Here is a 23171-nt window from a genome sequence, read left to right on the forward strand (position 1 = left end):
ACGATGATCTAGTGGAAAATGACGTTTAGAATCATAACCCCGATAATCCCACAGACAGCAATGATTGACTCCAGTACCGTCCATATACTCAACGTTTGCTTAACAGTTAAGTCGAAGTATTCACGGAACATCCAGAAACCAGCATCGTTAACATGAGATGCAGCTAATGAACCAGAACCAATGGCGATAACCATCAGGGCAGGGTCCACACCGGATTGTGCCATCAATGGGGCAACAATTCCGGCGGCAGTCAAAGCAGCAACCGTAGCTGAACCTAAAGCGATACGTAAGATAACGGCCACTAACCAACCAAGTAACAGTGGACTGAAGTTTGTGTGAAGGAACATTGTGGCAACGGCTTTACCAACACCACCGTCGATCAACACTTGCTTGAAGGCACCACCACCACCAATAACTAACAGCAACATAGCGATGGACTTAACGGCGTTTTCCATGGAAGTCATGATGTCTTTGGTAGCACGGTTACGATGCCAACCCATGGACCACATTGCGAAACATAGTGACAAAATCATGGCGATACTTGGGCTACCAATGAATGCAATGAACTGGTCCATTGCATTTGGGTTCTTTGGCAACTCACCACCAGTGAAGATCAATTGGTACAGCGTGGTGATGGCCATGAAGATAACTGGGAACAGGGAGGTCAATACGGCTAAACCAAAACTAGGGGTTTCTTCCAACTTGAATTCTTTGATTTCACCAAGTGAGGAAAGGTTACCTTTTTGTTCAAACGCAGAGGGTGCGTAACGCTGGGCCAACTTAGTGAATAATGGACCAGCAATGTAAACAGTCGGAATCGCTAAAATAATCCCGAATAACAGAACCCGGCCAACGTTTGCGTGTAATGCCGCAGAGATGGCAACTGGCGCTGGGTGAGGTGGTAAGAATCCGTGGGTAACAGACAATGCTGTTGCCATGGAAATCCCTAAGTAAAGAATTGGCACTTCGGCTTCAACCGCAATGGCGAAGACGATTGGGATTAACAGAACCAAACCAACTTCAAAGAAGAGGGCAATCCCGATGATGAAGGAAGCTAACACAACGGCGAGTTGCAAACGTTTTTTACCAAAGCGTTTAATCAACGTCGTTGCAATCCGGTAAGCACCACCGGCATCGGCAACTAAGCGGCCAAGCATGGCCCCAAAACCGAAGACGATGGAAAGTTCACCTAACTGGCTACCAATCCCGGTTTGAATGGAGGTAGCAATTTTATCCATTGGCATCCCCAAACCAAGTGCAACCAGTACAGCAGTGATAACTAAAGCTAAGAAAGTGTTGATCTTAAAGCGAATAATGAGAACTAATAAAAGGGCAATTCCCAAGAACAACACTATAAAAGGTAAAGCTGCAGACATGATTAATGTCTCCTTTCAAAGTGAAAAAATAAGAACTGAGGAAACAATACCAGATAATCACCAAATAGGAAAGCGATTACATTTGATTTTAGCAATTTTTTTACAATACTTGCCTAAAACCAATAAAAATGACCTTTTTGAAGTACAAGTGAACCTTGATATTAGTATATTAATTTGATGATAAAAATTTTCATGCTATTAAGAAAAACTCAGAAAAAGAAAAGTTCATCAAAAAAAGCAACCCCAAAATGAGGTTGCTCTGCTGACACAATTATTCTTGTGTTTCACCATGTTGCGCATGCTTCTTTTGGAAGTTGGCAATGTTGGTGTATTCAGTTTGAAGCTGACGGCTAAGGCGAATGTAAATTGGGACTAATTCACGGTAAACGTCGAAGTTTTCTGGGTTTGGTTGGTAAGTGTTGGTTTCACCAACGAATTTCTTAACATCGCTTAAGTTGTCAATTAAGCCCAGTGATTTCATGCCGATGACAGCAGCACCTAAACATGAAGATTCAAATGATTCTGGGATGGTGACAGGCTGTTCGAAGATATCGGACAACATTTGACGCCACAGTTCAGAACGGGCGAAACCACCAGTTGCCATGATGGACTTAGGCTCACCGACAACTTCTTCAAGGGCCAACAGCACCGTGTACAGGTTGTAAACGATACCTTCCAAAACGGCACGAATCATGTGAGCTCGAGTGTGCATTTGTGTCAAACCGAAGAAGGAACCACGGGCGTCAGCATCCCAGATTGGTGCACGTTCACCACCAAGGAATGGGTGGAACAACAGGCCATCTGAGCCAGCTGGCACACGTTTGGCAATTTCTGTTAACAAGTCATAAGAGTCTTCTTGTAAAAGGGCAGCAGTACTCTTTTCAGCATCAAACAGATTGTCCCGCGCCCAACGGAAGACGACCCCACCATTGTTAACTGGTCCGCCGACAACCCATAGGTCTTTGGTCAAAGCGTAACAGAAGACACGACCCTTGGGATCGATAACAGGGTGGTCCGTAACGACACGAACGGCACCGGAAGTACCAATCGTAACCGCAACGACACCTTCGTCAATTGCGTTAACACCTAAGTTGGATAATGCGCCGTCAAAGGCACCTTGGATAAATGGAACATCCTTAGGGTAGCCAATGACTTTTGCATATTCGTCACGCATGCCCGTTGATTGAGCATAGCCATCAACGATTTTAGGTAATTGATCAGTGGTGACACCAGTTAATGCCAGAGCATCTTTATCCCAGTCGAGGTCAAAGATGTTGAAAATACCGGTTCCACTGGCAACAGAAATATCCATTTGCCAAACATCTAACAGACGATAGAAGATATATTCCTTAATGCCACAGTAGTAAGCTGCTTTCTTGTAAATGTCGGCATGGTCGTTCTTCAACCACAACAATTTACATAATAATGACATTGGGTGAATTGGTGTTCCTGTATGCTCATACAGGGTTTTACCAGTGCCATCTGCTTTCAATTGATCAGCGTACTTGGTTGCTCGGGTATCAGCCCAAGTGATGACACGCGTCAGTGGCTTATGGTTTTTATCCAGTGCAATCAAACTTTGGTTGGCACTTGAGAAAGAAACACCATGAAGCTTGCCATTCTTAAGGTCGGCCTTGCGCAGAATTTCTTGTAAACCATTCACAACAGCTTCAAGAATTTCTTCTGGATCTTCTTCAGCCATCCCCGTTGCGTCACGATATAACGGGTAAAGCTTGTTCGTGTAAGCTAAGACGTTACCGTCCAAGTCGTATAATACGGCTTTGGTACTCGTGGTACCAATGTCCATTCCGACCATATAGTCCATATGAATAAACTCCTTTGTAAACTTTTTTAGTTAAATCTACGCCTGCTAGTATAGGCGAAATTGGCAGCGTTCACAACTGTTTCGAACACTTAATTTGTGAAAGTTGATGCAATCTGAAAGCGTTTGCGGCATAATGTTCTTAGAAAACTTTTTACATAAAAGTGGATGAATATTTTCATAAAGGACGGTGTTTATCATCGCACGAACTAGTGTAAGTACGATTAAAGCAAACTATCAACACTTAACGGGAGCTGATAAGAAGATTGCTTCATTTATTCTTGGCAATCCAGCCGCCGCCAGTGAAATGACGATTCAAGATTTAGCGGAAAACGTCAAAGTATCGACGGCAACGGTTAGTCGGTTTGTCAAACGAATTGGGTGGCGCTCATTTCGTGAGTTTAGTCTAGGCTTTGGCGGCATTGCAGCACAAACGGACAGTTTTTTCAGTGAAATTGAAGAAGACGATGCACCGTCAGTCGTCGTCGATAAGGTGTTTCAGGGGGCTGATAACGCGTTAGATGCAACCCGTGCGTTATTGAAAGATCAAGATTTAGCCGATGCTATTAAATTGATCAAAAATGCACATACTTTGTCATTTTTTGGCTTTGGTGGTTCCTCAATTGTTGCGCTAGATGGGTATCATAAGTTCTTACGGACAACGGTTCAGCCGCAGTTTCACCCTGATGTCGACATTCAATTGATGCAAGCCGTTAAGATGACCAAAGACGATGTCGCAATTATCGTGTCTCACTCAGGGCGTAACCATGACACACTGATGATTGCGGATCAATTGCGCGCTAATCACGTGCCAATGATTGCCATCACCAGTTATCCGGCTTCGCCACTGGCAAAAAAATGTGACATTGTGTTCCAATCCGTTGCGGAGGAAGTTAACTACCGGAGTGAGTCAATGAGTTCTTTGATTGCCCAGTTGACGATTATGGACAGTTTGTTTACTTTGGTTGGTGCTCAAGGCGCGCGTACTCAGTCTGGGGAAGGCTTATTAAAAGATGTGCGTCACGCAATGGCAACGACTCGCGAGTAATTATAGAAGTTATATAGAAGAATAAAAGTGAATCATAGTCAACTCGTAATGTCGCCCACCCGTAAACGTGCTAGAATAAGGCTTAATCTTTTGTCACGAGGGTGGTGGGATTTGTGCAAAGTCGGCGGCAGTCGGCCTCAATTTATCAACGGTTAAAACAGCGACGTATGCGGCGATGGCGTTGGCTATTGGTGCTGATTATCGTTGGCTTGGTTGGCGGTGCCAGTTATGGTGTATTTCACTGGTGGCAATTACGACATCAGACAATGATGGCCAAGTATCCTGTCACTGGAGCCGCCATTGATCAGGATGCGGGGTTTTTAGACTTCCAGGCATTGTCCAAAACAGGTGTTAAATTTGTCTACTTGAAAACGACGGTCGGCAATCGTTATACGGATGACGATTTTGCAGGTAATTACAGTCGCAGTGGCGGTAGTGGCAATACACTGAAAGTTGGGGTGTACATGGTGTACAGCCCCAATAGTCCCGTACTCAGTCAAACGACTTATTTTGAAAAGCAGGTTGGGTCAGATACGGGAACGTTGCCAATTATGATTTCTGTTCCAGACACCGGGTCTAGTTTTGGGTCTGCCAAGGCCATTGAACGAACTGTAGCACGCTTGACCGCGATGATAGCGACATTAAGAACGGATTATCAGCAGCCGGTGTTGTTGTGGACGTCGACTGATGGCTATCAAGCGTTAAAAGGCAAATTGAGTCATACAATGTTTTCACTTGATGATAGCAAATTGACCAAACGGAGCCCTCAGGACGTTCAATTTATCAGTTATGACGATAATGGTTCGCTAATTGTGGCTGGTGAGCGACAATCTATGTCCCTAATGGTATACAATGGCAGTAAGCAATCGTTTGATGCATTAAGCAACGAGTAAAGATGGGTGATAAAATGGCTTTTTTCAGTAAAAAAGAAAGTGACGATGCAAAGCAAGGTGCACCACGCTTGACAATCGATCAGGCGCAAACCGGTATTCTTGACGCCGTCACCAGTCAATTTGGCGATTCACAAACAGCATTGCCAGATTTCTCAGTTGTTGCAGGGTGGGCTAGTGCTGATTTTATTGCCTTCCGCAGTTTTGATATTCAAATCAAAGTGGGGGTCACTCCAGAAAATCCTCGCGATCAGAAACGTTTGAAATGTTTGGTCGCCGTTGGTCCGCGTTTTGTCTCGTTGTACGACCTTTTGGAGACGGATTTACGCAGTCAGTACAAACGACAATACACGCCAGAAAATTTGCGCGCTGATTTAAAATTGTTACAGCATTATCTAGCCTGGCGCTTAACGCCAGAACAACGCGCCAAATTTGGTTTGACGCAAGACTAGAGTTAATAAAGTTCATGTTTGATATAAAAACACCACAACTCAGCAAAAATGAGTTGTGGTGTTTTGAATTTAGCGAAGCAAAATTAGTGATCAGTTGATATTAGTTACAATAACGGTTGTATTAATCAACTTGTTTAAGTTGCGTCTCATAATGTTGCCTGATTTGGGTTTCAGTAAAGTTGACAAGGTAACTCGGAATACATAACTGGTGAATAAACCGGGCAGAATTTGCATCACTAACAGCGATGTCAGCAAAGTATAAATCGATCAGTAATTGAATGCCACGTTTGCTAGCTGCAAATTCAATGCTGTTGTGGGATGCCTGCGTACAGCCGTATAGAATGCCAGCGTCGTTATTTAAGACATGGCCGAGCTCATGTGCCAACTGAAATGCAATTTGATTTTGATTGGGCCAGTTCAAGTTAATGAGGACTTTATTCAAAGCCGGATTTGCGGCGGGCGGTGTATTAGGCGACATGGTGGTCGATAAAATAACGTTGATTTGATGTTGCTTTGCAAACGCGAGTAAGCAATCAATTAGATTTTGCATTATCATCACTGCTTCCAAGAATTCGTTTAATATAGGCAAGGTCTTCCGGCGGAATGGGGCGGCCTTCAAAGGTCATGATGACATCATCGTCGTTAAGATCAACTTGTTGTGATTTTTTTGTTGCAGCGGCCGTGTCACCGCCGATTAATGAATCAACGGATACATTAAGAATTTCCGCAACTTTCGTTAATCGAGAAATACTTGGATCTTTTTTTTGCCAGCTGTAAATACTGTTGATACCCATACCCGCCTTGATAGCCAATGTTTGGAGGCTAAGTCCCCGTTCCTGGGCGAGGGTCTTCACTTGTTCGTAGATTGACATGATACATCCTCTTTTCCTTAACTTTCATTTTACACTAAAAAATAAACGATGTTGTAAAAATTATCCGATTGAATTAAAATGTTGTTGAATAATTATACAATCGTGTAATTAAAGCGTAATTATTTTATTCTATTGAGTAAGAAGGGTTGATGAAATGAAACGTCTTATTGAAATAAATGTCGATTTTAGTTTGACACGACAACGAATTAAACAACAAAGTGAGCAGTTTATTCTTGAGAATATTAAACGCTCCGGAACACGGAGAATTAACGTTGACGAACAGTATTCGATCGTAGGAGTAAGTTTAACGGCAACGTCGCCAGAAGCTTCCCATTGGGACTACTATGCGCAGATGTTTAATCAATTAACGGTAATGGAACGGCGGATTATTTATTATCGTTATTTATCGCAGAAAACGGATGTTTACGCTGAACTAAACACATACTATAGTCGTTCGCAATACTTCCGTGTTAAACGCACAGCCGAGTACGAGTTCGCTTATCTGCTTGGTGTATTGGCGCACTAGCTGAACTAATGGAGGATTTTTTGCATGCGACTTTTGCGAGAGCAAACTGGGATTTAAATGATAAAAGCTCCGGACTCCCAAAATACGAACGTATGTTTGAATAGACTTGTACCAAAAAATAAATGAAGGAGTGATTATCTTATGGATAACACAGTTGATACAAGTCAGTTGGCAACGTCAGTGAAGACGTTACCTGAATTACATCTTACCGGTGATTTGACCGGAATGAGTCACGACGTATACAAGAACTTGTCGTTTGATTTTAAATTGAACGATGGTCGTGATATTAGTGGCTTTGCCAAGATTAAGTGGCAAGGGGATGGTTCGTTACGGTGGGACAAAAAGAGTTACAAGTTTAAGGCATACGAGGATGAGGCATGCAAGACAAAACTTAAGTTTAAACCGTTAGCAGATTGGGCCGAAAACAGCGACTTTAACCTGAAGGCCAATTATATGGACATCACGCATGCTCGTAACATTACGAATGCTGCATTGTTTGCGGACATGACTGCGACACGTCAGCATGTTAATGATGAACTAGCACAGGCGATTAACTTTGGCGAGATTCAGGGATTCCCAATTCGGTTGTGGATCAATGACAAATTTAATGGCGTATATACATTTAACACGGGGAAAAATGGTACCCTGTTAAACATGTCAAAAGACAATAAGAATCATGCGGCCGTGGAAGCGGCTCAATTTAACGACACAACAGCCTTTAAAGCTGATACTGCCAAGTTTGATAATAGTGATTTCAGTGTAGAATTTCCTGACGCGCTATCTGATCCATTGAAAACGAGTTTTGAAAACCTGATGAAATTTGCCCATAATTCTTCAATTTTTGATTTCCGTGCCCATCAGGATGAGTATATTAACATTGAATCGGTTATTGACTTCGGTATCTTTGCCAATGTCATCGACGACACGGATATGGAAGTTAAGAATGCGATGTACGTCACTTACGACGGCACTCACTGGACCATGGTTCCATATGATTTGGACACGAGTTGGCAATTACAGTGGGATGGTAAGTCATTGCAACCGATCGATCAAGATCTATTCGACTTCCAAGGCAATCAGCTGTTATATAAGGCGTTTGCGGCTAACCAAGACCTTGTGTACAAACGTTATCGTGAGTTGCGTCAAACGGTATTGCGTGGAGATAATGTTATTAACCACATTAAGCAGTTTATGCAATCTGTTGGCGAACCAAATTATGAGAATGATTTGAAGACATGGCCTGATTTGCCAAGTGAAAAGCTGACGGGGATGTCACAGTTGCAGTATGACATCTCCAAACGACTGGCCCTGATTGATGATCAAATCGAACGACACTTTGGGGGCGGGCAGAAACTGGCAACGCCTAATTTCGTCAAAAACTCCGATTTTAAATATGATCTGAGTGACTGGAAAGTTTATGGTAACTTTTATCGGACTACCTTCTCAACATCGGTTAACAATGGCAGCATGGGTGCTGGTTATTCACGTACAGGGATTGATGAAGGAGTGTGGAATTTAATTGTGAGCACTCCAATTCCAATTAGTAATCCTGATAATCCACCAGTAGTGTCTTTTGGAGGCAAGATAATGATTCCTGACGATGTTCCTTTGGCGGAAGATGACACAATCCTTATTTCTTTGCATTTTCTAGATGCCAATGAACGAAGAGTTAATGATGGTGTTACTCTTGTGGCCGATCATTCTCAACTCAACTGTCAACAATTTCTAAAAGCAGAGGGTATTCAGATTCCGAAAGGTACTGTCAACGTGCATATGGAATTTGCCTTTAATAAAAATGGACATGCAATTTTGACACGGCCACAAATAAACTTCACACCAACTTTGGGTGAATATGTTAGTGGTGATTAACTAAATGTTCTCGAAAATAGAGTTTATCTGCATGAAAGATGTGTAGATAAACTCTATTTTTGGGGATTTATGATGGTCATAATAATCTACACTTCTTGTATTTTTAATTTATATCCTATAAATGTATAATCAAAAAAAGGGGTGATCGGAATGTGTTTGGAAGAAACAAATGACTGTTTAGACAATTTAGCCGAAGAAATCTCTAAGTGGGGCGTTGGAATCATTGCAGGTGCAGGATTATCGATGGCTGTTATCGGAGACTCGAAAGAAAAAACAGCAAAAAACTGGAAACAGTTGTTTATATCCGTTGAAAAATACTTTAATAATAAATACTCGGACGACTTCGGTGTCGATGTAGTGAGCGAACTTGAACAAGGCAGCACTTTACCTCAAATTGCAACAAAAATGTGTAACAAAGTCTCAGTGCTGTCAGGAAAACCTTATGATGATAGTAAAAATGAAATAAAACAAGTTATCCGGTCTTTAGTAAACTGGGTACCAACTACGGAACAAGCAAAAAAATATGAATCCTTGCTCAAAGGGATCAATGTGAAATGGGTTATTACGACTAATTATGACGAAGTTTTAGAAGCCATATTTAATGAATATGGATATCCAATTAATCCTCAAGAGCCCTTTGTGGCTCCCAAAGATATGATCCCTATTTACCACATTCATGGCAGTCGAAACTCTTATCAGAGCATGATAGTCACGCATGAGGATTACGTACAGCTTTTTCGACCTGGAAATTACAGAGAAAATAAGTTAGTTACTATTATGGCCGAAACGCCGGTAATGATTCTCGGTTATAGCTTGTCAGATTTGAATTTATTGGCTGGATTGGATCAAAGTAACAATGCGTTTGATTCACAAAGCTTTTCAAAAGCCTTAGTAACGTACAATTCAAAAATAACTAAAGATTATGATGTGCTTCAAGAAAAAGAATTTGGGTGTGACAAAATTGAAACTAATTCGATTGAACAGTTTTTAACTGATTTAGGTGTTCTTGTTTCGAAAAAAATAGAAGCGAAAGCTAAATTGCATGAAGAAGAAAAGCAATTATATAGAGATTTTGACGCTCTAATTGAAGAAGTAGAAGAATTGAACGTTCAAAAAAATGTAACCTACTATGAGTATGTTCAAAATAATGCTAAATCTTTAATTTCTGATTTAAATAATGCTAAATCTAAAGATATATTAAGAAATCCGGCGGAAAGTATAAAGAAACTTGAATCGACTGCCGACGATAATAAAGGCTCAATCAGGCCAATTGAGTTTATGGCGTTTAATAAATCTGTGATGATATTAATGCAATTTTTAAGAGGTTCAGCAAGTCTCAAGTCTCATTTTGAGGACTACAACACTCTTTTGAAATTTATTTTCACACTTATCGGTAATTTTGATGAATCTTGGTTTACACCTTTAGTGATGAAGACCATTACAAGAAATTTAAACTTTGTGCTAGATTATTCCAAGCCTGCATTTGGTAACTCCTGGTCAGCTAATAAAACTTGGCAAAACGAAGCTCCAGGTTTTAAGAGAGAACATCCAGATTTTTGGCATGAAATATATTTACAGGCCAGTATTGGAATTGCAACTGGTGAAGGGGATATGCTGGTTCCTTTGAAAGAAAAGTTTGATGAAATTGATGGTGATTCAGTAAAAGATTAATTTCATTACTTACCTTGAAGTTAAGAAGTGATTGAAATTGTACTGAGTAGCAAACCTGGAAGTTAAAAATTTCAGCAGAGTTTTTTTAGTTAATGTCACGTTAGAATCGGGTGGTTAAGTCATTGTTAACTAACTACTAGCCAAACAAAGCGAGGTTGATCACAGTTTGCATTCTCTTACTGTGATCAACTTCGCTTTTGAGTTGGTTTGTTAATTTCATTATTCCGCTATCGTTTTTTCAGTAGTGGCAGGTTTCGTCGTATGTACGCTAACCAATGTATAGGTAGCGTTATCGGCCTCGTCATACAAAGAAACAGGTTGTTGTTCATTGGCATGAATTCTTAAATGATAGCCAAAGCCATCAAGATAGACCAACTCTTGTGCCGTAATACTTTCAACCGTCGCATTTTCCTTACGGCCATCGATATGCAGTGTTAAATCTGGATTGATTTGAATTCTGTGGATGCGATGGTCGTTATGGTCGGAATATTTCCAGGTACCAGAAAACAACATTGGTAATGATGATTGATTATCAGTATGCTTTTTACCTGAACGGGTAAATGTGCTTGATAATCCGGCGGCCAGTGACACGCCAAATAATAAAATATTCCGCTTTAACGACACAAATGCATCCTCGCTTTCTCTCTTTTGCCAGTTAACTTACAAGTATTAATATAGCACGATTTTACGCTGTTTCCTTATCCAAACCATTGGCGTAACGGAATTAAAATATTCCTGCAACCAATCTGACTTGATTACTGAAACTTCGTCATAAAATTGGTAAACTAGATGTATTAACAGGTGATGGAAAATTTTCTTGAATCGTCTGGTAACGGATTAAAAAATTCATTTCGACGGAGGTTCTATAGCATGTTAAAACTAGGAATCATTGGCACGAACTGGATTACGCAGCAATTTGTTGAGGCCGCTGCGGCCAGCAAAGAATATGAACTGACAAGTGTTTACTCACGCCACGAAGAAAGCGGTAAGGCGTTTGCCGACAAGAACGGTGGTCAAGTCTACACAGATTTAGACAAGTTTTTTAACGATGGTGATTTTGACGTTGTTTACATTGCGTCACCGAACAGTTTGCATTTTGCCCAAACGTTGAAGGCAATTGATGCGGGCAAACAGATTATTGTAGAAAAACCGATTGTTTCCAACCCAGATGAATTTGCACAGATGAAGGCTGCTTTAGCCGAGCATCCTGAAATTCACGTGTTTGAAGCAGCACGTCACATTCATGAACACAATTTCCGTGCAATTCGCAAACAGTTAGCTAGCATGGAGACTATTAGTGGGGCAACCTTGACCTATATGAAGTATTCATCACGTTACGATGAATATCTGGCGGGCAAGGATCCAAATGTCTTCACGACAACATTTAGTGGTGGTGCCCTACAGGACCTCGGCGTCTACGTTGTGTATGATGCTGTTACTTGGTTTGGCAAGCCTAATCGGGTTCACTACTATGCCACGCCATTACGAACTGGTGCAGATGGTAAAGGGGTCGCTGTATTAGGTTATGATGGTTTTGACGTCACCCTGAACATTGGTAAGAATACGAATTCGTACCTACCATCAGAGATTTATGGCGTTAAAGACACGATTGTGATGGATAATGCGGCCGAGTTAACTTCTGTTATTTACCATGCGGCTGATGGTTCGACGAAGCGGATTTCTGAAGAACCTGACGATAATCCAATGATCGCTGAAGCAAAAGATTTTGCGACCGTGATTAACGATCCTAAGAATCCAGACAATGTCCGTCATTATCAGACATGGCTTCACTTGAGTGAAATTGTTAACAGCGTGCTGTTTGACCTGCGTCGCAAGGCTAGCATCGTCTTTCCAGCCGACAATAAATAGAAACGAGTATTATAGATGAACAAAGAATTTGAAGCACATTTTAGTGAGCTGGGCTATACTCAACCCACTGCAATTCAAACGGGCGTTGAAGCACCGCTTACAAACGGTGAAAACGTTGTTGGGTTAGCACCTACCGGCTCTGGTAAAACAGTTGCCTTTGCGTTGCCGTTATTGGCTAAGATTTTGCCTGGGGATGGCACACAATTGCTAATTCTCGCGCCAAGTCAAGAACTGGCGCAGCAAACAACGCGTGTGATGCGTGATTGGGCTGCTATTATTGGTGTGAACGTTGCTGCGTTGACTGGTGGTGCCAATGTCAAACGGCAGATTGAACGTTTGAAAAAGAATCCGGAGGTCGTTGTTGGTACGCCTGGTCGGGTGCTCAACTTACTCGACGATCATCGTTTGAAGGCGCACTTGCTGACAAGTATCGTCATTGATGAGGCTGATGAGTTGTTAGCTGGCGAAACTCGGACTGACGTAGAGGACATTATTCGTGAAGCGCCTGGCGATGTTCAACTGAGTTTCTTCTCTGCAACGAAATCAGAAGCACTCGATCAGCTAACCAGCGAATTCGGCATTGAAGTGACCACCGTTGATGTGCGTGATATTGATGAAACTCAGGGACAAGTTAAGCACGGTTTGATGACTTTACCCGCTAACCAACGGGCGGTGATGTTACGCCGTTTTTCCCGCATTCCAGGATTTCAAGCATTGGTGTTTTTCAATCAGTTAGGTGAATTGGAACGGGCAGCTGCGTCAATGCGGCATGAACATGTGGCGGCGGTTTCTTTAGCCGGTAAGCAACGGCAAGTGCAACGTGCTGATGCGATGCGTGATTTCCGTAATGGCAAAGTTAAGTTTCTGTTGACGACTGATGTTGCGGCTAGGGGATTGGATATTCCCAATTTGCCAGCAGTCATCAATTACGATCTGCCCGGCTCATTGGTAACGTATACGCACCGTGTTGGCCGGACTGGGCGAATGGGTGCTAGTGGCCTTGTCATTAACTTTGGGAATGATCATGATATTCGTAGCCTAAAGCAAGTGTTGCGGGGGAGTGATTACCAACTTCAGCCACTGTACTTTGCTCATAATGCGTTTGTCGATGAACGACCACAACGTGTAGAATCTGTTGGTAGTGTTGCAAAAAAGACAGCCCGTCCTGAGCAAGGCAGTAAAGCTAAAGTGCGTAGTGGTGAAAAGCCTGGTAACACTAGCGGTACTGGTAGTGCTACGGCAAAGCCAAAGCCTCAACGCGCCAAGGCGGCTACGAGCCATTCATCTAAGAAGAATGATTCTGCTAAAGTACAGGCAGCTTCGAAGAAACCACATACGCATAAAAAGCATTCGAAGAACAAGGGAATGCGGCACAAACATCAACTGAAGAATCAGGAAGGAAAATAACGTTATGCCATTAGTACGAGTTGACCTCCAACGAGGCCGTAGTAAATCAGAATTGAAGGCCATTTTAGATGCAGAACATAAAATCTTAGTCCAAGATTTTGGTGTGCCTGCGAGGGATCGTTACCAAATTGTGACGCAACATGATCCAGAAGAAATGGAAATTGAGGATACCGGGTTTGGCATCGACAGAACAGACAAGTTCGTGATGATTCAAATCACCATGCGTGGTGGTCGGACTGAAACACAGAAACGAACATTCTATGAAGACCTCGTTAAAGAGCTTCAAACCAGTGCTGGTATCGAGCCGAACGATGTAATGGTGGTCATCTCAGAAAATGGCAGTCCTGACTGGTCATTCGGAAATGGTGCCGCACAGTTTTTAAATTAGTGTATACTAAAAAACGGTTCATCCACTAAGGTGAATCGTTTCATCTGTCCCTATAGTTTAACTGGATAAAACCGCCGCCTCCTAAGCGGCTGCTCCCAGTTCGAGTCTGGGTGGGGACATTCATCTTATCTTATTGGAGTAATGCAGAAATGGCAGATAACGACACGATCGTGGACTATTTAGTTGATGCAATTGAGCGCAACGGTAAGGCCAAAAAGGTGCTTAAGAACGATAAAGCACGATCCATCGCCTATGTGGCAAAAATGGGCGAGCCGAACTTCAGCAGCAAAGAGTTAGTAAGCTTAATGCTGAAGGGGATGCAGGCTGGCATCATCGAATTTGTCCGGTCAGAGCCCCGCTTCGAGTGGAATGAGACGGATTTCCCTGTATTATTAATGGCTAGTTCAAAGGCCAAAGACGCGTTCACCAAGCTTTTATGACATAAAAGACGAGCATCCTGAAATCATTGAAGATTTCAGGATGCTCGTCTTTTGACTACTAGGACTCAAACATTAATTCGTGTAAGCCCAGTGGTTGATTGGGCCATATTTGTGACCAACTTCAATTTGGTTAGCAATCGAGACATTAACATATTGTTTGGCAATCGTAATGGCTTCCTTAACGGATTTACCCTTAGCCAATTCGGCAGTAATGCATGCGGATAACGAGTCACCCGTGCCGTTAACACGGTCTGTATGAATGTAAGGTGCGCTGAGCCAGAAGTGTTCGCCATTCTCCAGAAGGACTAGATCACGGACTTCTGTTTGATCAGCATCACTATGTTGTCCCTTGATCATGACGTTGTTAGCACCCATCGTGTGCAATTTTTTAGCCGCGGTTAACATGTCCTCATCTGTTTCAATGACCATATCAACCAACTTTTGCGCCTCAAAAAAGTTTGGTGTAATCACTGTTGCTAAGGGAACTAGCTGTTCGCGTAACGTTTCAAACGCAGCCGTTTCTAGCAACATTGCGCCGTGTTTAGTGACGATAACGGGATCCACGACTAGCGGTCCAAAATCGACACGTTTGTAATTGGTCACAACGTTATTAATCAATTCGGCATCGGCCAACATGCCTGTTTTGGCGGCCTTTAAATCAAAGTCATCTGCTAAGGATGTAAATTGTTGGTTAATGAAGTCGGTCGGCATTGATGTGGATGCCTGAATGCCATACGAGTTGCCAGCGACACATGCTGTGACGATGGACATGCCGTAAACGTTGCGGGTGAAGAATGTGTTTAAGTCTGCCTGTAAACCAGCACTGCCATCGGAATCAGAACCGGCAATGGTGACAACTTGTGGAAATTCATTTGCCATTTCATAAAACCTCGCTTTTCAATTGGTGTTGGTGATAGCGTAGCACAATCCAAATCAACTGCGACAGTCTTTTTAATCAGTTTTTGTGTGAGGTGGACAAATTTTCATTTTTGTCTATGTTTGCCTAATTAGATCGAAAGTGTTGACAAACATTTAGGTGCCTATATAATAGTCGATGTTAGGCACCTAACTAACAATTTTTGGAGGAAAATTATGAATACTGAAAAAAACGATGAATTGTTTAGAACATTTATGGATTTAACAAAACAGATGCAGCGGTATGGGTTTGCGACTCGTGGCCAACTGCACGGCCGTCACCATGGATTTGGTCGTGGCCGGTTGTTACAATTGATTGCAGATCATGATAATGTCACACAGAGTGAACTAGCTGAGTTGCTGGACATTCGTCCATCTTCTTTATCAGAAATGTTGAGTAAGCTTTCTGATGGGGGATTGATTGAACGGCATGCTGACGAAAACGACAAACGAATTACGCACGTCGTTCTCACTGAGGCAGGACGTAAACGCTTAGCGGAACGCAAGCAAACAACGGATGAGTATCTGACAGGCTTGTTCGATGGTTTGACTGATGAGGAGACACAACAGTTACAACAGTTGTTGGCCAAACTTGACGGTTCGCTAAAAGATAAGCTGGCAGATATGGATGACGCACCAGAGCCTGAATTTGGCTCATTCGCTGGTCCTGCAGGCCACTTTGGCCGTCGTTCATTTAATGGCCGCAATGGTTTTGATCCTCGTGGTCAGGGGTTCAATCGTCAACATCACGATAACTCAGACATGGGCATGATGAACGGTTTCTGGCGTTAGTTTAATAAACGCAAAAGAGTGGTTACTGATATTATTTTTCAGTAACCACTCTTTTTACATATATAATTGCAGATCCTATGCTTTCGGCACAAAAACGTCCTCCAGCATTGCAAATGAAATGAATGAGACGCCCGCCAAGAGAAGACCGGCAATAATGCCAACAACCAACCCCGTGACGACTTGCCCAGCAATCAGTCCATACAGTAGGCCAATCAAAATGATAAGTGGTAAAACACTGCCAGAAATCCAAACAATAAGTGAATCATCGCGTTGCATGATAAATCCCCCTTGTATAATGATGACATAGTGTGACATACACTGAACCCACCTATGTTGTATCATATTAATGAATAGAAAACGGAATTCTAAGAAAAAACGGTTTCATTTCTTAGAGAATAAATGATTTTATAATGGAGCAAACAATTTAATGAAAGAATTAACAGCGGATTTCTTTTCAGGACGGCCAACAGAACAAATTGCCAAGGATTTACTGGGTGTCACATTGACGCGAAAAATGGACGATGGTGTAGTTGGTGGTGTTATCGTCGAGACCGAGGCTTATTTGGGCGATCAAGATACAGCTGCGCATGCTTTCGGCCATCGAAAGAGCAAGGCCAACGCAGCCTTGTTTTCAGAGCCTGGTGCGCTGTATTTTTATACAATGCGTGGGCTAATCCTTATGAATCTTATCTGTCAGCCGTCGGGTACACCACAAGGAGTTTTACTGCGGGCGCTCGAACCAACCGTTGGTACAAGATTGATGGAACAAAATCGTCATAGAACGGGCATTGATGTTGCCAACGGTCCTGCTAAGTTAACAGCGGCGATGGGGATAGACACGTTGCAGTACAATGACATGTTACTGAGTCAGTCTCCCTTTAGCTTGAGCATTAGTGGCCAGTATCAACCACAGCAAATTGTGAGTGCTGCTCGGGTTGGTGTCAGTGAAGGGGAATGGCACGACCGACAGCTTCGGTTTTATGTCGAGGAAAATCCTTTTGTCTCGGGGATGAAGAAGAGAGAAATGAATTGGGATAATCACGGTTGGACGAAGGACTAGTTGGTTGCGATAACGACATCTAAAATAATAAATACCTAAGTTTTACTTATGAAGGGTCGACACGTTGCTGTCAAAGTCGTAAATTGTTATGTTAGTTGATTAAATAAGGAAGTTGGAATTCTCTAAATGGCAACTTTAGTAAAGTTATTTAAAAAGTATCAGTCTCAGATTGCCTATCTTTTTTTTGGTGGCGTTACAACAATAATTAATTTAGCGACTTTTGCGGTTGCAAATTATTGGTGGCACTGGAACTACCAGGTTGCGACAGTTTTAGCTTGGATAATTGCTGTTTTAGTTGCTTACATAACAAACAAGTTGTGGGTATTTTCTTCTAAAGCAACGGGTGCAGTTGCAATCATTAAAGAAATGATCTCTTTCTTTGGTTTTCGAATTCTGACTTTGTTTTTTGAAATGATAATTATGTTCGTCGGAATTACTGTTCTTCACGGAAATGCAATGCTCGTAAAAGTTATTGATCAAATTATTGTGGTTGTTTCAAATTACTTTTTCAGTAAATGGTATATTTTTAAAACAAATGATATCTAGTTTGAGTTCATTACAAAGCATATCCGTCTTTTTCGGACATGCTTTTTTTGTTTTGAACGCCAATATGGTTTAATTAGACAAGAATAAATTGACTTAAAGTGTGAACAGGGGTTAACAATGAAACGTTTTTTTGAAATTTTTATACGCCGATTTAGCAATGCTGAAGTTAGCAACTCAGCGGTAATATTGGCGTGGTATTCACTGTTGTCAATCTTTCCTGCAGTGATTGTAATTGGGAATTTATTGCCTATTTTTGGTATCAATGCGCGAACAGTTTTGGATTATTTACAGACTGCTGTCCCAGCAGATGTATATAGGACTTTGGCCCCAGCAATTTTATCTTTTCTTCAACGTGGCAGTGGCAGTTTACTGTCAATTGGGGCGGTTGTTGCTTTGTGGTCTACAAGTCAAGTGGTAGCCGCTTTTCAGCGAACGGTCAATCAGGCTTACGGCGTTGGTGAAAACCAAAATGCAATTGCTAATCGTCTGTTTTCGTTTATGTGGATGATATTGGTTATCATCATTATGGCAATCATTATTCTTTTCTTTACTTTGGGACAGGTTGTGATTAAACAACTGACACCTTTACTTCATCTAAGTCGTAATATTACCGGTGTAGTTGGCTCCTTAAAGTGGCCAGTCACGTTGGGATTGTTGTTTGTTTTACTTTTGCTGCTGTACTATTTTTTGCCTAACGCACATTTAAAGTGGCGGTACGTATGGGTGGGGGCCTTGATATCAACCATTGTGTGGTTGTTATTGTCACAACTTTTTTCATTGTATGTTGATTATTTTGCCAAGTCCGTTACCACTTATAAAACAGTTGGGTCAGTTATCGTAATTATGATGTGGCTTGATTTTTCAGGAATTGTCATTTTAACAGGGTCGGTTCTTAATGCAACTCTTCAGGAGTATTTTAGTGGATCCATAGTTGAAAGTCGTCAATCATTGCACTGGATTGCAAAAGTGTGGCAAAAGAAATGAGCTTCGTTGCAAAATAAGCCTCTGAACTTGGACGTTGTCCGATTTCAGAGGCTTAATTAGTATGGAAGTAATATTATTTAACAGTTTTAAAAATATACCAACGAGAGAAAAAATAGTTTGCCACATTGGTGATACATTGGTCAACGAGCTTAACGAGAATGTCGTTGCCTTTAAACAGAGTAATCCCAACAAAAAGAATGACTATATCCATTAATAATGTGACAGCCCTAAAAAAATAAAACGACCACATCTCATGAAACAATGCTTTAAAGCCATTTGCATGAGTGGCGAACACCCACATTTTGTTTGTAAAAAAAGCAAAAGTAGTTGCTAAAAACCAGCCAATTGCATTTGCCAATTGATAATTCATAGGAGTCCAGACATCGAACACAGTAAAGACAGATAAATTAATTAAAAAAGCGCAGGTCCCCCACACGGCGTATTCAATTAATGCATGGTGATTATTAATCCATCTAACCATATAAATAATTCAATCCCTTTATAGACTTTGTTGAGGTGGTCAATAGAGTTTTACTTTTTGCACTAAACCTTGGCTGTGGTAACTATTTCTTTTACAAACTGATCAAGTTTCTTGATATCATCAGCATCTGGACTTAGGTTTATTTTTAACGGATTTGCTCCCATCTTTGCCCCAGCTTTTAACATTTGGTCATTAAATCGATCAACGGCGACACCATAATCATCGCCATAAAAAACGTCCCCAGACCCAGCAACTCCGAAAACCTTTCCCCGAAGGTTTGTGTCTGAAAGATCATCAAAAAAGTCAAGTCCTTCTTCTGGAAGTGCACCCTCATCGTAGGTATAAGGAACGATGACCAAGATATCAGCTTTGGCGAAGTCATCGACATCTGTTTGCGAAATTTCTGATTCTTTAGCTGGGATATTTAATTCTTCAAATGCCTCGGTTATGATGTCGGCTACATCTTCGTTATTGCCTGTAATGGTTGCGTATACAACATGTGCATTCATTTTGAAAATTTCCTCCGAAGTAAAAATTGCTTTTATGGGATTATAACATGAACTAACATAGAGAAAAACTTTTGCAAAGATTGTGATTTATGCTTGTTTGATCATCTTTAAGAAATGATGTCACAAATGATCGAATTTTTCTGGAATTGAAATAAGACAATAGGAGATTCGATATAACTTTAAATTAATAAAATTGTGTTGAGCACTGAAAAACATGAAAGTGATTAAGCACTTGGCACATTTATTTATAACAAATTAGGATGGAATGTTTAATAAGTCCTTAGCTTGATGGTGTGAAATTAAGAGAGTTGTTTTTTTTTCTGTCATTTCATGATAGCATTAACGGGTTAAACGTAAAAAGGGAGGCAAGAACAATTGAGAACTATTAGAAATTTATTGTATAACGCCTCATATCAAGTGCTCTTGTTGCTTATCCCACTTATTACTCAACCATATGTATCACGTGTGTTACAGCCGTATGGAAACGGTGTTTATAACTACACTTATTCCATTATTCAATATTTTGTCTTAATCGGTGACCTTGGCATTACATTGTATGGAAATCGAGAAATAGCGTATCACAAGGACGACAAACAAGCTCGTTCACGAATTTTTTGGGAAATCGAAATTCTCCAATTAATTACTACTACTTCGGCTCTAATAGTTTTTTTTGCGTTTACTGCTTTTGACCGACAGTATTTAACTATCCAGTTGTTGCAAATCTTATGGCTGATTGCTAGTGGCATTGATATTTCTTGGTATTTTATGGGCCTGGAAGATTTCGGAAAAACTGTTTTTAGGAACACCTTGGTTAAAGTTGTTTGTATTATTTTGATTTTTATTTTTGTTAAAAAACCTAGCGATTTAGCAATTTACACTATTATTCAAGGCGCTTCTCAATTATTAGGAGGGTTAACACTGTGGCCATATTTGAGACATTCAGTGGAACGGGTATCTCTAAAATCATTGCAGGTATGGAAGCATTTTAAACCGTCGCTTGTTTTGTTTTTACCCAACATTGCAGTTCAAATATATGCGGTAGTTAACCGAACGATGCTGACTCAGTTTGATTCTGTGAAGGCCACGTCGTACTTTACATTTGCCGATAACATCGTGCATACCGTTCTTGCGGTGGTAACAGCTACTGGGACAGTTATGTTGCCCCACGTTGCTGCGAAGTTTGCTAAGGGGGATATTAAAGGAGTTCATAACAGTTTGTATCGCAATATGAACTTTGTGACTTCTATTTCCGTTCCATTAATGTTTGGATTAATGGCAGTGGGTGGCAAGTTTGCGCCTTGGTTCTTTGGGAGTCGTTATGTTGCAAGTGGTCCAGTTATCGTCACGGAAGCTCCAATAATACTTTTGATTGCTTGGAGTACCGTTACAGGCAAGCAATATTTAATGCCAGTTCAGAGAATGAAAGATCTCACAACCTCTGTCTCACTTGGTGCAGTTGTAAACATCTTTTTAAATATCCCTTTAATCATATGGGCGGGACCTGTCGGCGCGGCCTATGCGGCGGTCCTTTCTGAGCTAGTGGTTACGGTTTATCAGATTTATATAGTGCGCGACTCTTTAGATTTGAGAAAGATGTTTTTCGGTCAATGGAAGTATTTTGTTAGCGGACTTATTATGTATCTAATAGTGTTTGCAATGGTAAAACGGTGGTCTATGGATCCGGTTCATATTATCGTTGAAGTTATGGCGGGCGCCATAATTTACACTATTGGATTGATGTTTACGAGAGCCAAGATAATTGACGATGTACGCTCGATTATTCGGACACAAATAAATAAACGCAAGGGTTAATGATTCATTTTCAGCAACAAGATGCGATATCTCAATTTTCTCATTTTTAGTCGGCTTGCTTGGTAAAATGAATAATGCTATCCTATTATTCGTGCTAGGCAACATGCTAATAGACAAAAGGGTTGAATCTTACAGAACATGAAAACAAAATCAAAATCGAGTTTTTACCTCATTACAAAGAGGTTTCTAGATGTAGTCTTGTCGTGCGTTGCTTTAGTTTTGCTAAGTCCCATTTTTTTAATTGTTTTTCTCGTTTATAAGTTTGATTCAGAAAACAAGGGACCGGTTATTTTTAAGCAAAAGAGAGTCGGGAAGGACAATCAGGATTTTTATATTTTAAAATTCAGATCGATGGTTGTTAATGCTGATCAAAAGTTGCACAACAATGCAGAACTTTATCAGAAATATATTGATAATAACTACAAACTGCCTCCGGACGAGGATCCAAGGGTAACTAGGTTTGGCAGATGGCTCAGACGTACGTCGGTGGATGAACTACCTCAGTTCATCAATATTTTACGCGGTGAAATGAGTATTGTTGGACCAAGGCCAGTCGTTCGTGAGGAACTAGCTGAGTATGGCGACAAAGTGGATGTCTTTTTGTCTGTCAGACCCGGAGCTATGGGTTTGTGGCAAGCAAGCGGAAGATCAAATATCGGTTATCCAGAGCGCTGTGATCTTGAACTCTCTTATGTTAAGAATGCTAGTTTATTCTTTGACACAAAAATATTTTTCAAAAACATTCTTCATATTGTGACCTCGGATGGGGCTTATTAAGGTGGAAACTAAATTGAACAATCATTATTCAGTTCGCCAGTTGTGGCAGTCTTTTTATCTAAACATTTTAATTATTGTTATCTTTGGTGTTGTATTTGCAGGTGGTGCTTATGTATACGCCGGGCATAAGAATAGTCTGACGTTTGATGCGCAGCGTAGTTTTTTCATTTATCGAGATGTTAACTCGAAATTTTCTTCCTCTGCGATTCAAGGTAATATTGCTATGATGGATACATATTCAGACTTACTGACAGATCATTCAGTAACGAATCGTATAAATGAGAAAATGCAAAATGTCAAAGGGTACACATATAACCAACAGTCCTTGCCTGGTCAATTAAGCTATGTAGTTACGCCGGGAACCACTTTTATTAAGGCACATGCCGAGGCTAACTCAGCTGCTGTGGCTAAGAAGATGGCCAACACAGCGGTTGATGTTGCTGCTAAAGAATTACCAAAGTATATTGGAATGGACGTTGCTATCAAGAAGTTAGCGCCTGCTCAGGACAATGCAGTTGCTGTTAATAATTCAATTAGCAAGAAAAAGTTTGTTGCTTTTGGGTTCGCTCTCGGGGCCGTTTTAGGCGCTTTTGTCATGTTCACTTATGATTTATTTGCGAACAAGAAGCTTAAAACTAGAAAAGAAAAAGAATAGCAGGAGTTAG

At 41.1% G+C, this 23171-nt stretch carries 26 protein-coding genes and 1 tRNA gene; 18 read left to right on the forward strand and 9 right to left on the reverse strand.

Features of this window, described 5'->3' with window-relative positions; genetic code table 11:
- Nucleotides 1-8: 8 nt before the first annotated feature.
- Entirely contained in the window at nucleotides 9-1376 is a 1368-nt protein-coding gene (locus G400_RS0113800) for a gluconate:H+ symporter (protein WP_017262723.1), read from the reverse strand.
- Nucleotides 1377-1647: 271 nt separating this feature from the next.
- Nucleotides 1648-3201: a gluconokinase gene (gntK, locus tag G400_RS0113810; protein WP_017262725.1), complete on the reverse strand. Its 1554-nt coding sequence runs from the start codon at nucleotides 3199-3201 to the stop codon at nucleotides 1648-1650.
- Nucleotides 3202-3388: 187 nt separating this feature from the next.
- On the opposite strand from gntK, the gene G400_RS0113815 reads away from it, so the two are divergent.
- The 3 genes from G400_RS0113815 to G400_RS0113825 all read left to right on the forward strand — a co-directional run bounded on the left by G400_RS0113815 (nucleotide 3389) and on the right by G400_RS0113825 (nucleotide 5588).
- Nucleotides 3389-4246: a MurR/RpiR family transcriptional regulator gene (locus G400_RS0113815; RefSeq protein WP_017262726.1), complete on the forward strand. Its 858-nt coding sequence runs from the start codon at nucleotides 3389-3391 to the stop codon at nucleotides 4244-4246.
- 113 nt (nucleotides 4247-4359) lie between these two features.
- Nucleotides 4360-5139, forward strand: a complete 780-nt coding sequence (locus tag G400_RS15950) for a GH25 family lysozyme (RefSeq protein ID WP_017262727.1) — start codon at nucleotides 4360-4362, stop codon at nucleotides 5137-5139.
- Nucleotides 5140-5141: 2 nt separating this feature from the next.
- Nucleotides 5142-5588, forward strand: coding sequence for a hypothetical protein (locus G400_RS0113825; RefSeq protein ID WP_017262728.1), 447 nt, complete (start codon nucleotides 5142-5144; stop codon nucleotides 5586-5588).
- 121 nt (nucleotides 5589-5709) lie between these two features.
- Here the strand turns inward: G400_RS0113825 and G400_RS15525 are convergent, their stop codons facing one another.
- The gene (locus G400_RS15525) at nucleotides 5710-6138 is read right to left on the reverse strand and encodes a M48 family metalloprotease (protein WP_017262729.1); all 429 of its coding nucleotides are present in this window, start codon (nucleotides 6136-6138) and stop codon (nucleotides 5710-5712) included.
- Nucleotides 6122-6460: a helix-turn-helix domain-containing protein gene (locus G400_RS0113835; protein ID WP_017262730.1), complete on the reverse strand. Its 339-nt coding sequence runs from the start codon at nucleotides 6458-6460 to the stop codon at nucleotides 6122-6124. The genes G400_RS15525 and G400_RS0113835 overlap by 17 nt, the downstream gene beginning before the upstream one ends.
- Nucleotides 6461-6614: 154 nt before the next feature.
- Here G400_RS0113835 and G400_RS0113840 point away from each other — a divergent pair, with 154 nt between their 5' ends.
- From G400_RS0113840 to G400_RS0113850, 3 genes are all read left to right on the forward strand, one after another.
- Nucleotides 6615-6986, forward strand: coding sequence for a hypothetical protein (locus G400_RS0113840; protein ID WP_017262731.1), 372 nt, complete (start codon nucleotides 6615-6617; stop codon nucleotides 6984-6986).
- Between the two features lie 141 nt (nucleotides 6987-7127).
- Complete coding sequence (locus tag G400_RS0113845; RefSeq protein ID WP_017262732.1) at nucleotides 7128-8855, forward strand: CotH kinase family protein; 1728 nt, start codon at nucleotides 7128-7130, stop codon at nucleotides 8853-8855.
- A gap of 150 nt (nucleotides 8856-9005) precedes the next feature.
- Entirely contained in the window at nucleotides 9006-10526 is a 1521-nt protein-coding gene (locus G400_RS0113850; RefSeq protein WP_017262733.1) for an SIR2 family NAD-dependent protein deacylase, read from the forward strand.
- 219 nt (nucleotides 10527-10745) lie between these two features.
- On the opposite strand, the gene G400_RS0113855 is transcribed toward G400_RS0113850, so the two are convergent.
- Entirely contained in the window at nucleotides 10746-11150 is a 405-nt protein-coding gene (locus G400_RS0113855; protein ID WP_017262734.1) for a DUF4828 domain-containing protein, read from the reverse strand.
- 246 nt (nucleotides 11151-11396) lie between these two features.
- Between G400_RS0113855 and G400_RS0113860 the strand changes: the two genes are divergently transcribed.
- From G400_RS0113860 to G400_RS0113880, 5 genes are all read left to right on the forward strand, one after another.
- On the forward strand, nucleotides 11397-12395 hold the full coding sequence (locus tag G400_RS0113860) for a Gfo/Idh/MocA family protein (protein ID WP_017262735.1): 999 nt from the start codon (nucleotides 11397-11399) through the stop codon (nucleotides 12393-12395).
- A 15-nt stretch (nucleotides 12396-12410) separates the two neighbouring features.
- Nucleotides 12411-13802: a DEAD/DEAH box helicase gene (locus tag G400_RS0113865; RefSeq protein WP_017262736.1), complete on the forward strand. Its 1392-nt coding sequence runs from the start codon at nucleotides 12411-12413 to the stop codon at nucleotides 13800-13802.
- Between the two features lie 4 nt (nucleotides 13803-13806).
- On the forward strand, nucleotides 13807-14190 hold the full coding sequence (locus G400_RS0113870; RefSeq protein WP_017262737.1) for a tautomerase family protein: 384 nt from the start codon (nucleotides 13807-13809) through the stop codon (nucleotides 14188-14190).
- Nucleotides 14191-14236: 46 nt separating this feature from the next.
- Nucleotides 14237-14309 (forward strand) — tRNA-Arg (locus tag G400_RS0113875).
- 30 nt (nucleotides 14310-14339) lie between these two features.
- Nucleotides 14340-14630: a hypothetical protein gene (locus G400_RS0113880; RefSeq protein ID WP_017262738.1), complete on the forward strand. Its 291-nt coding sequence runs from the start codon at nucleotides 14340-14342 to the stop codon at nucleotides 14628-14630.
- A gap of 72 nt (nucleotides 14631-14702) precedes the next feature.
- On the opposite strand, the gene thiD is transcribed toward G400_RS0113880, so the two are convergent.
- Nucleotides 14703-15509 carry a bifunctional hydroxymethylpyrimidine kinase/phosphomethylpyrimidine kinase gene (gene thiD, locus G400_RS0113885; RefSeq protein WP_017262739.1) on the reverse strand — a complete coding sequence of 269 codons (807 nt, stop codon included), beginning with the start codon at nucleotides 15507-15509 and terminating at the stop codon, nucleotides 14703-14705.
- Between the two features lie 213 nt (nucleotides 15510-15722).
- Between thiD and G400_RS15530 the strand changes: the two genes are divergently transcribed.
- Entirely contained in the window at nucleotides 15723-16337 is a 615-nt protein-coding gene (locus tag G400_RS15530) for a MarR family winged helix-turn-helix transcriptional regulator (protein WP_017262740.1), read from the forward strand.
- A gap of 75 nt (nucleotides 16338-16412) precedes the next feature.
- On the opposite strand, the gene G400_RS0113895 is transcribed toward G400_RS15530, so the two are convergent.
- Complete coding sequence (locus G400_RS0113895) at nucleotides 16413-16613, reverse strand: hypothetical protein (protein WP_017262741.1); 201 nt, start codon at nucleotides 16611-16613, stop codon at nucleotides 16413-16415.
- Nucleotides 16614-16764: 151 nt separating this feature from the next.
- Here G400_RS0113895 and G400_RS0113900 point away from each other — a divergent pair, with 151 nt between their 5' ends.
- The 3 genes from G400_RS0113900 (at nucleotide 16765) to G400_RS0113910 (ending at nucleotide 18927) form a co-directional block, all read left to right on the forward strand.
- A complete protein-coding gene (locus tag G400_RS0113900; RefSeq protein ID WP_017262742.1) occupies nucleotides 16765-17397 on the forward strand; it encodes a DNA-3-methyladenine glycosylase in 633 nt (210 codons plus the stop codon).
- Nucleotides 17398-17523: 126 nt separating this feature from the next.
- A complete protein-coding gene (locus tag G400_RS0113905; protein WP_017262743.1) occupies nucleotides 17524-17943 on the forward strand; it encodes a GtrA family protein in 420 nt (139 codons plus the stop codon).
- 117 nt (nucleotides 17944-18060) lie between these two features.
- Entirely contained in the window at nucleotides 18061-18927 is an 867-nt protein-coding gene (locus G400_RS0113910; RefSeq protein WP_017262744.1) for a YihY/virulence factor BrkB family protein, read from the forward strand.
- Between the two features lie 73 nt (nucleotides 18928-19000).
- On the opposite strand, the gene G400_RS0113915 is transcribed toward G400_RS0113910, so the two are convergent.
- Complete coding sequence (locus tag G400_RS0113915) at nucleotides 19001-19408, reverse strand: GtrA family protein (RefSeq protein ID WP_017262745.1); 408 nt, start codon at nucleotides 19406-19408, stop codon at nucleotides 19001-19003.
- Nucleotides 19409-19470: 62 nt separating this feature from the next.
- Nucleotides 19471-19917, reverse strand: a complete 447-nt coding sequence (locus G400_RS0113920; protein WP_017262746.1) for a flavodoxin — start codon at nucleotides 19915-19917, stop codon at nucleotides 19471-19473.
- Between the two features lie 375 nt (nucleotides 19918-20292).
- Here G400_RS0113920 and G400_RS0113925 point away from each other — a divergent pair, with 375 nt between their 5' ends.
- From G400_RS0113925 to G400_RS0113935, 3 genes are all read left to right on the forward strand, one after another.
- Entirely contained in the window at nucleotides 20293-21729 is a 1437-nt protein-coding gene (locus G400_RS0113925; protein ID WP_017262747.1) for a flippase, read from the forward strand.
- A gap of 138 nt (nucleotides 21730-21867) precedes the next feature.
- Complete coding sequence (locus tag G400_RS0113930; RefSeq protein WP_017262748.1) at nucleotides 21868-22506, forward strand: sugar transferase; 639 nt, start codon at nucleotides 21868-21870, stop codon at nucleotides 22504-22506.
- A gap of 1 nt (nucleotide 22507) precedes the next feature.
- The gene (locus G400_RS0113935) at nucleotides 22508-23161 is read left to right on the forward strand and encodes a hypothetical protein (RefSeq protein ID WP_017262749.1); all 654 of its coding nucleotides are present in this window, start codon (nucleotides 22508-22510) and stop codon (nucleotides 23159-23161) included.
- Nucleotides 23162-23171: the final 10 nt, after the last annotated feature.

The sequence above is a fragment of the Furfurilactobacillus rossiae DSM 15814 genome, assembly GCF_000428925.1.
In the GTDB taxonomy this organism is placed as follows: Bacteria; Bacillota; Bacilli; order Lactobacillales; family Lactobacillaceae; genus Furfurilactobacillus; species Furfurilactobacillus rossiae.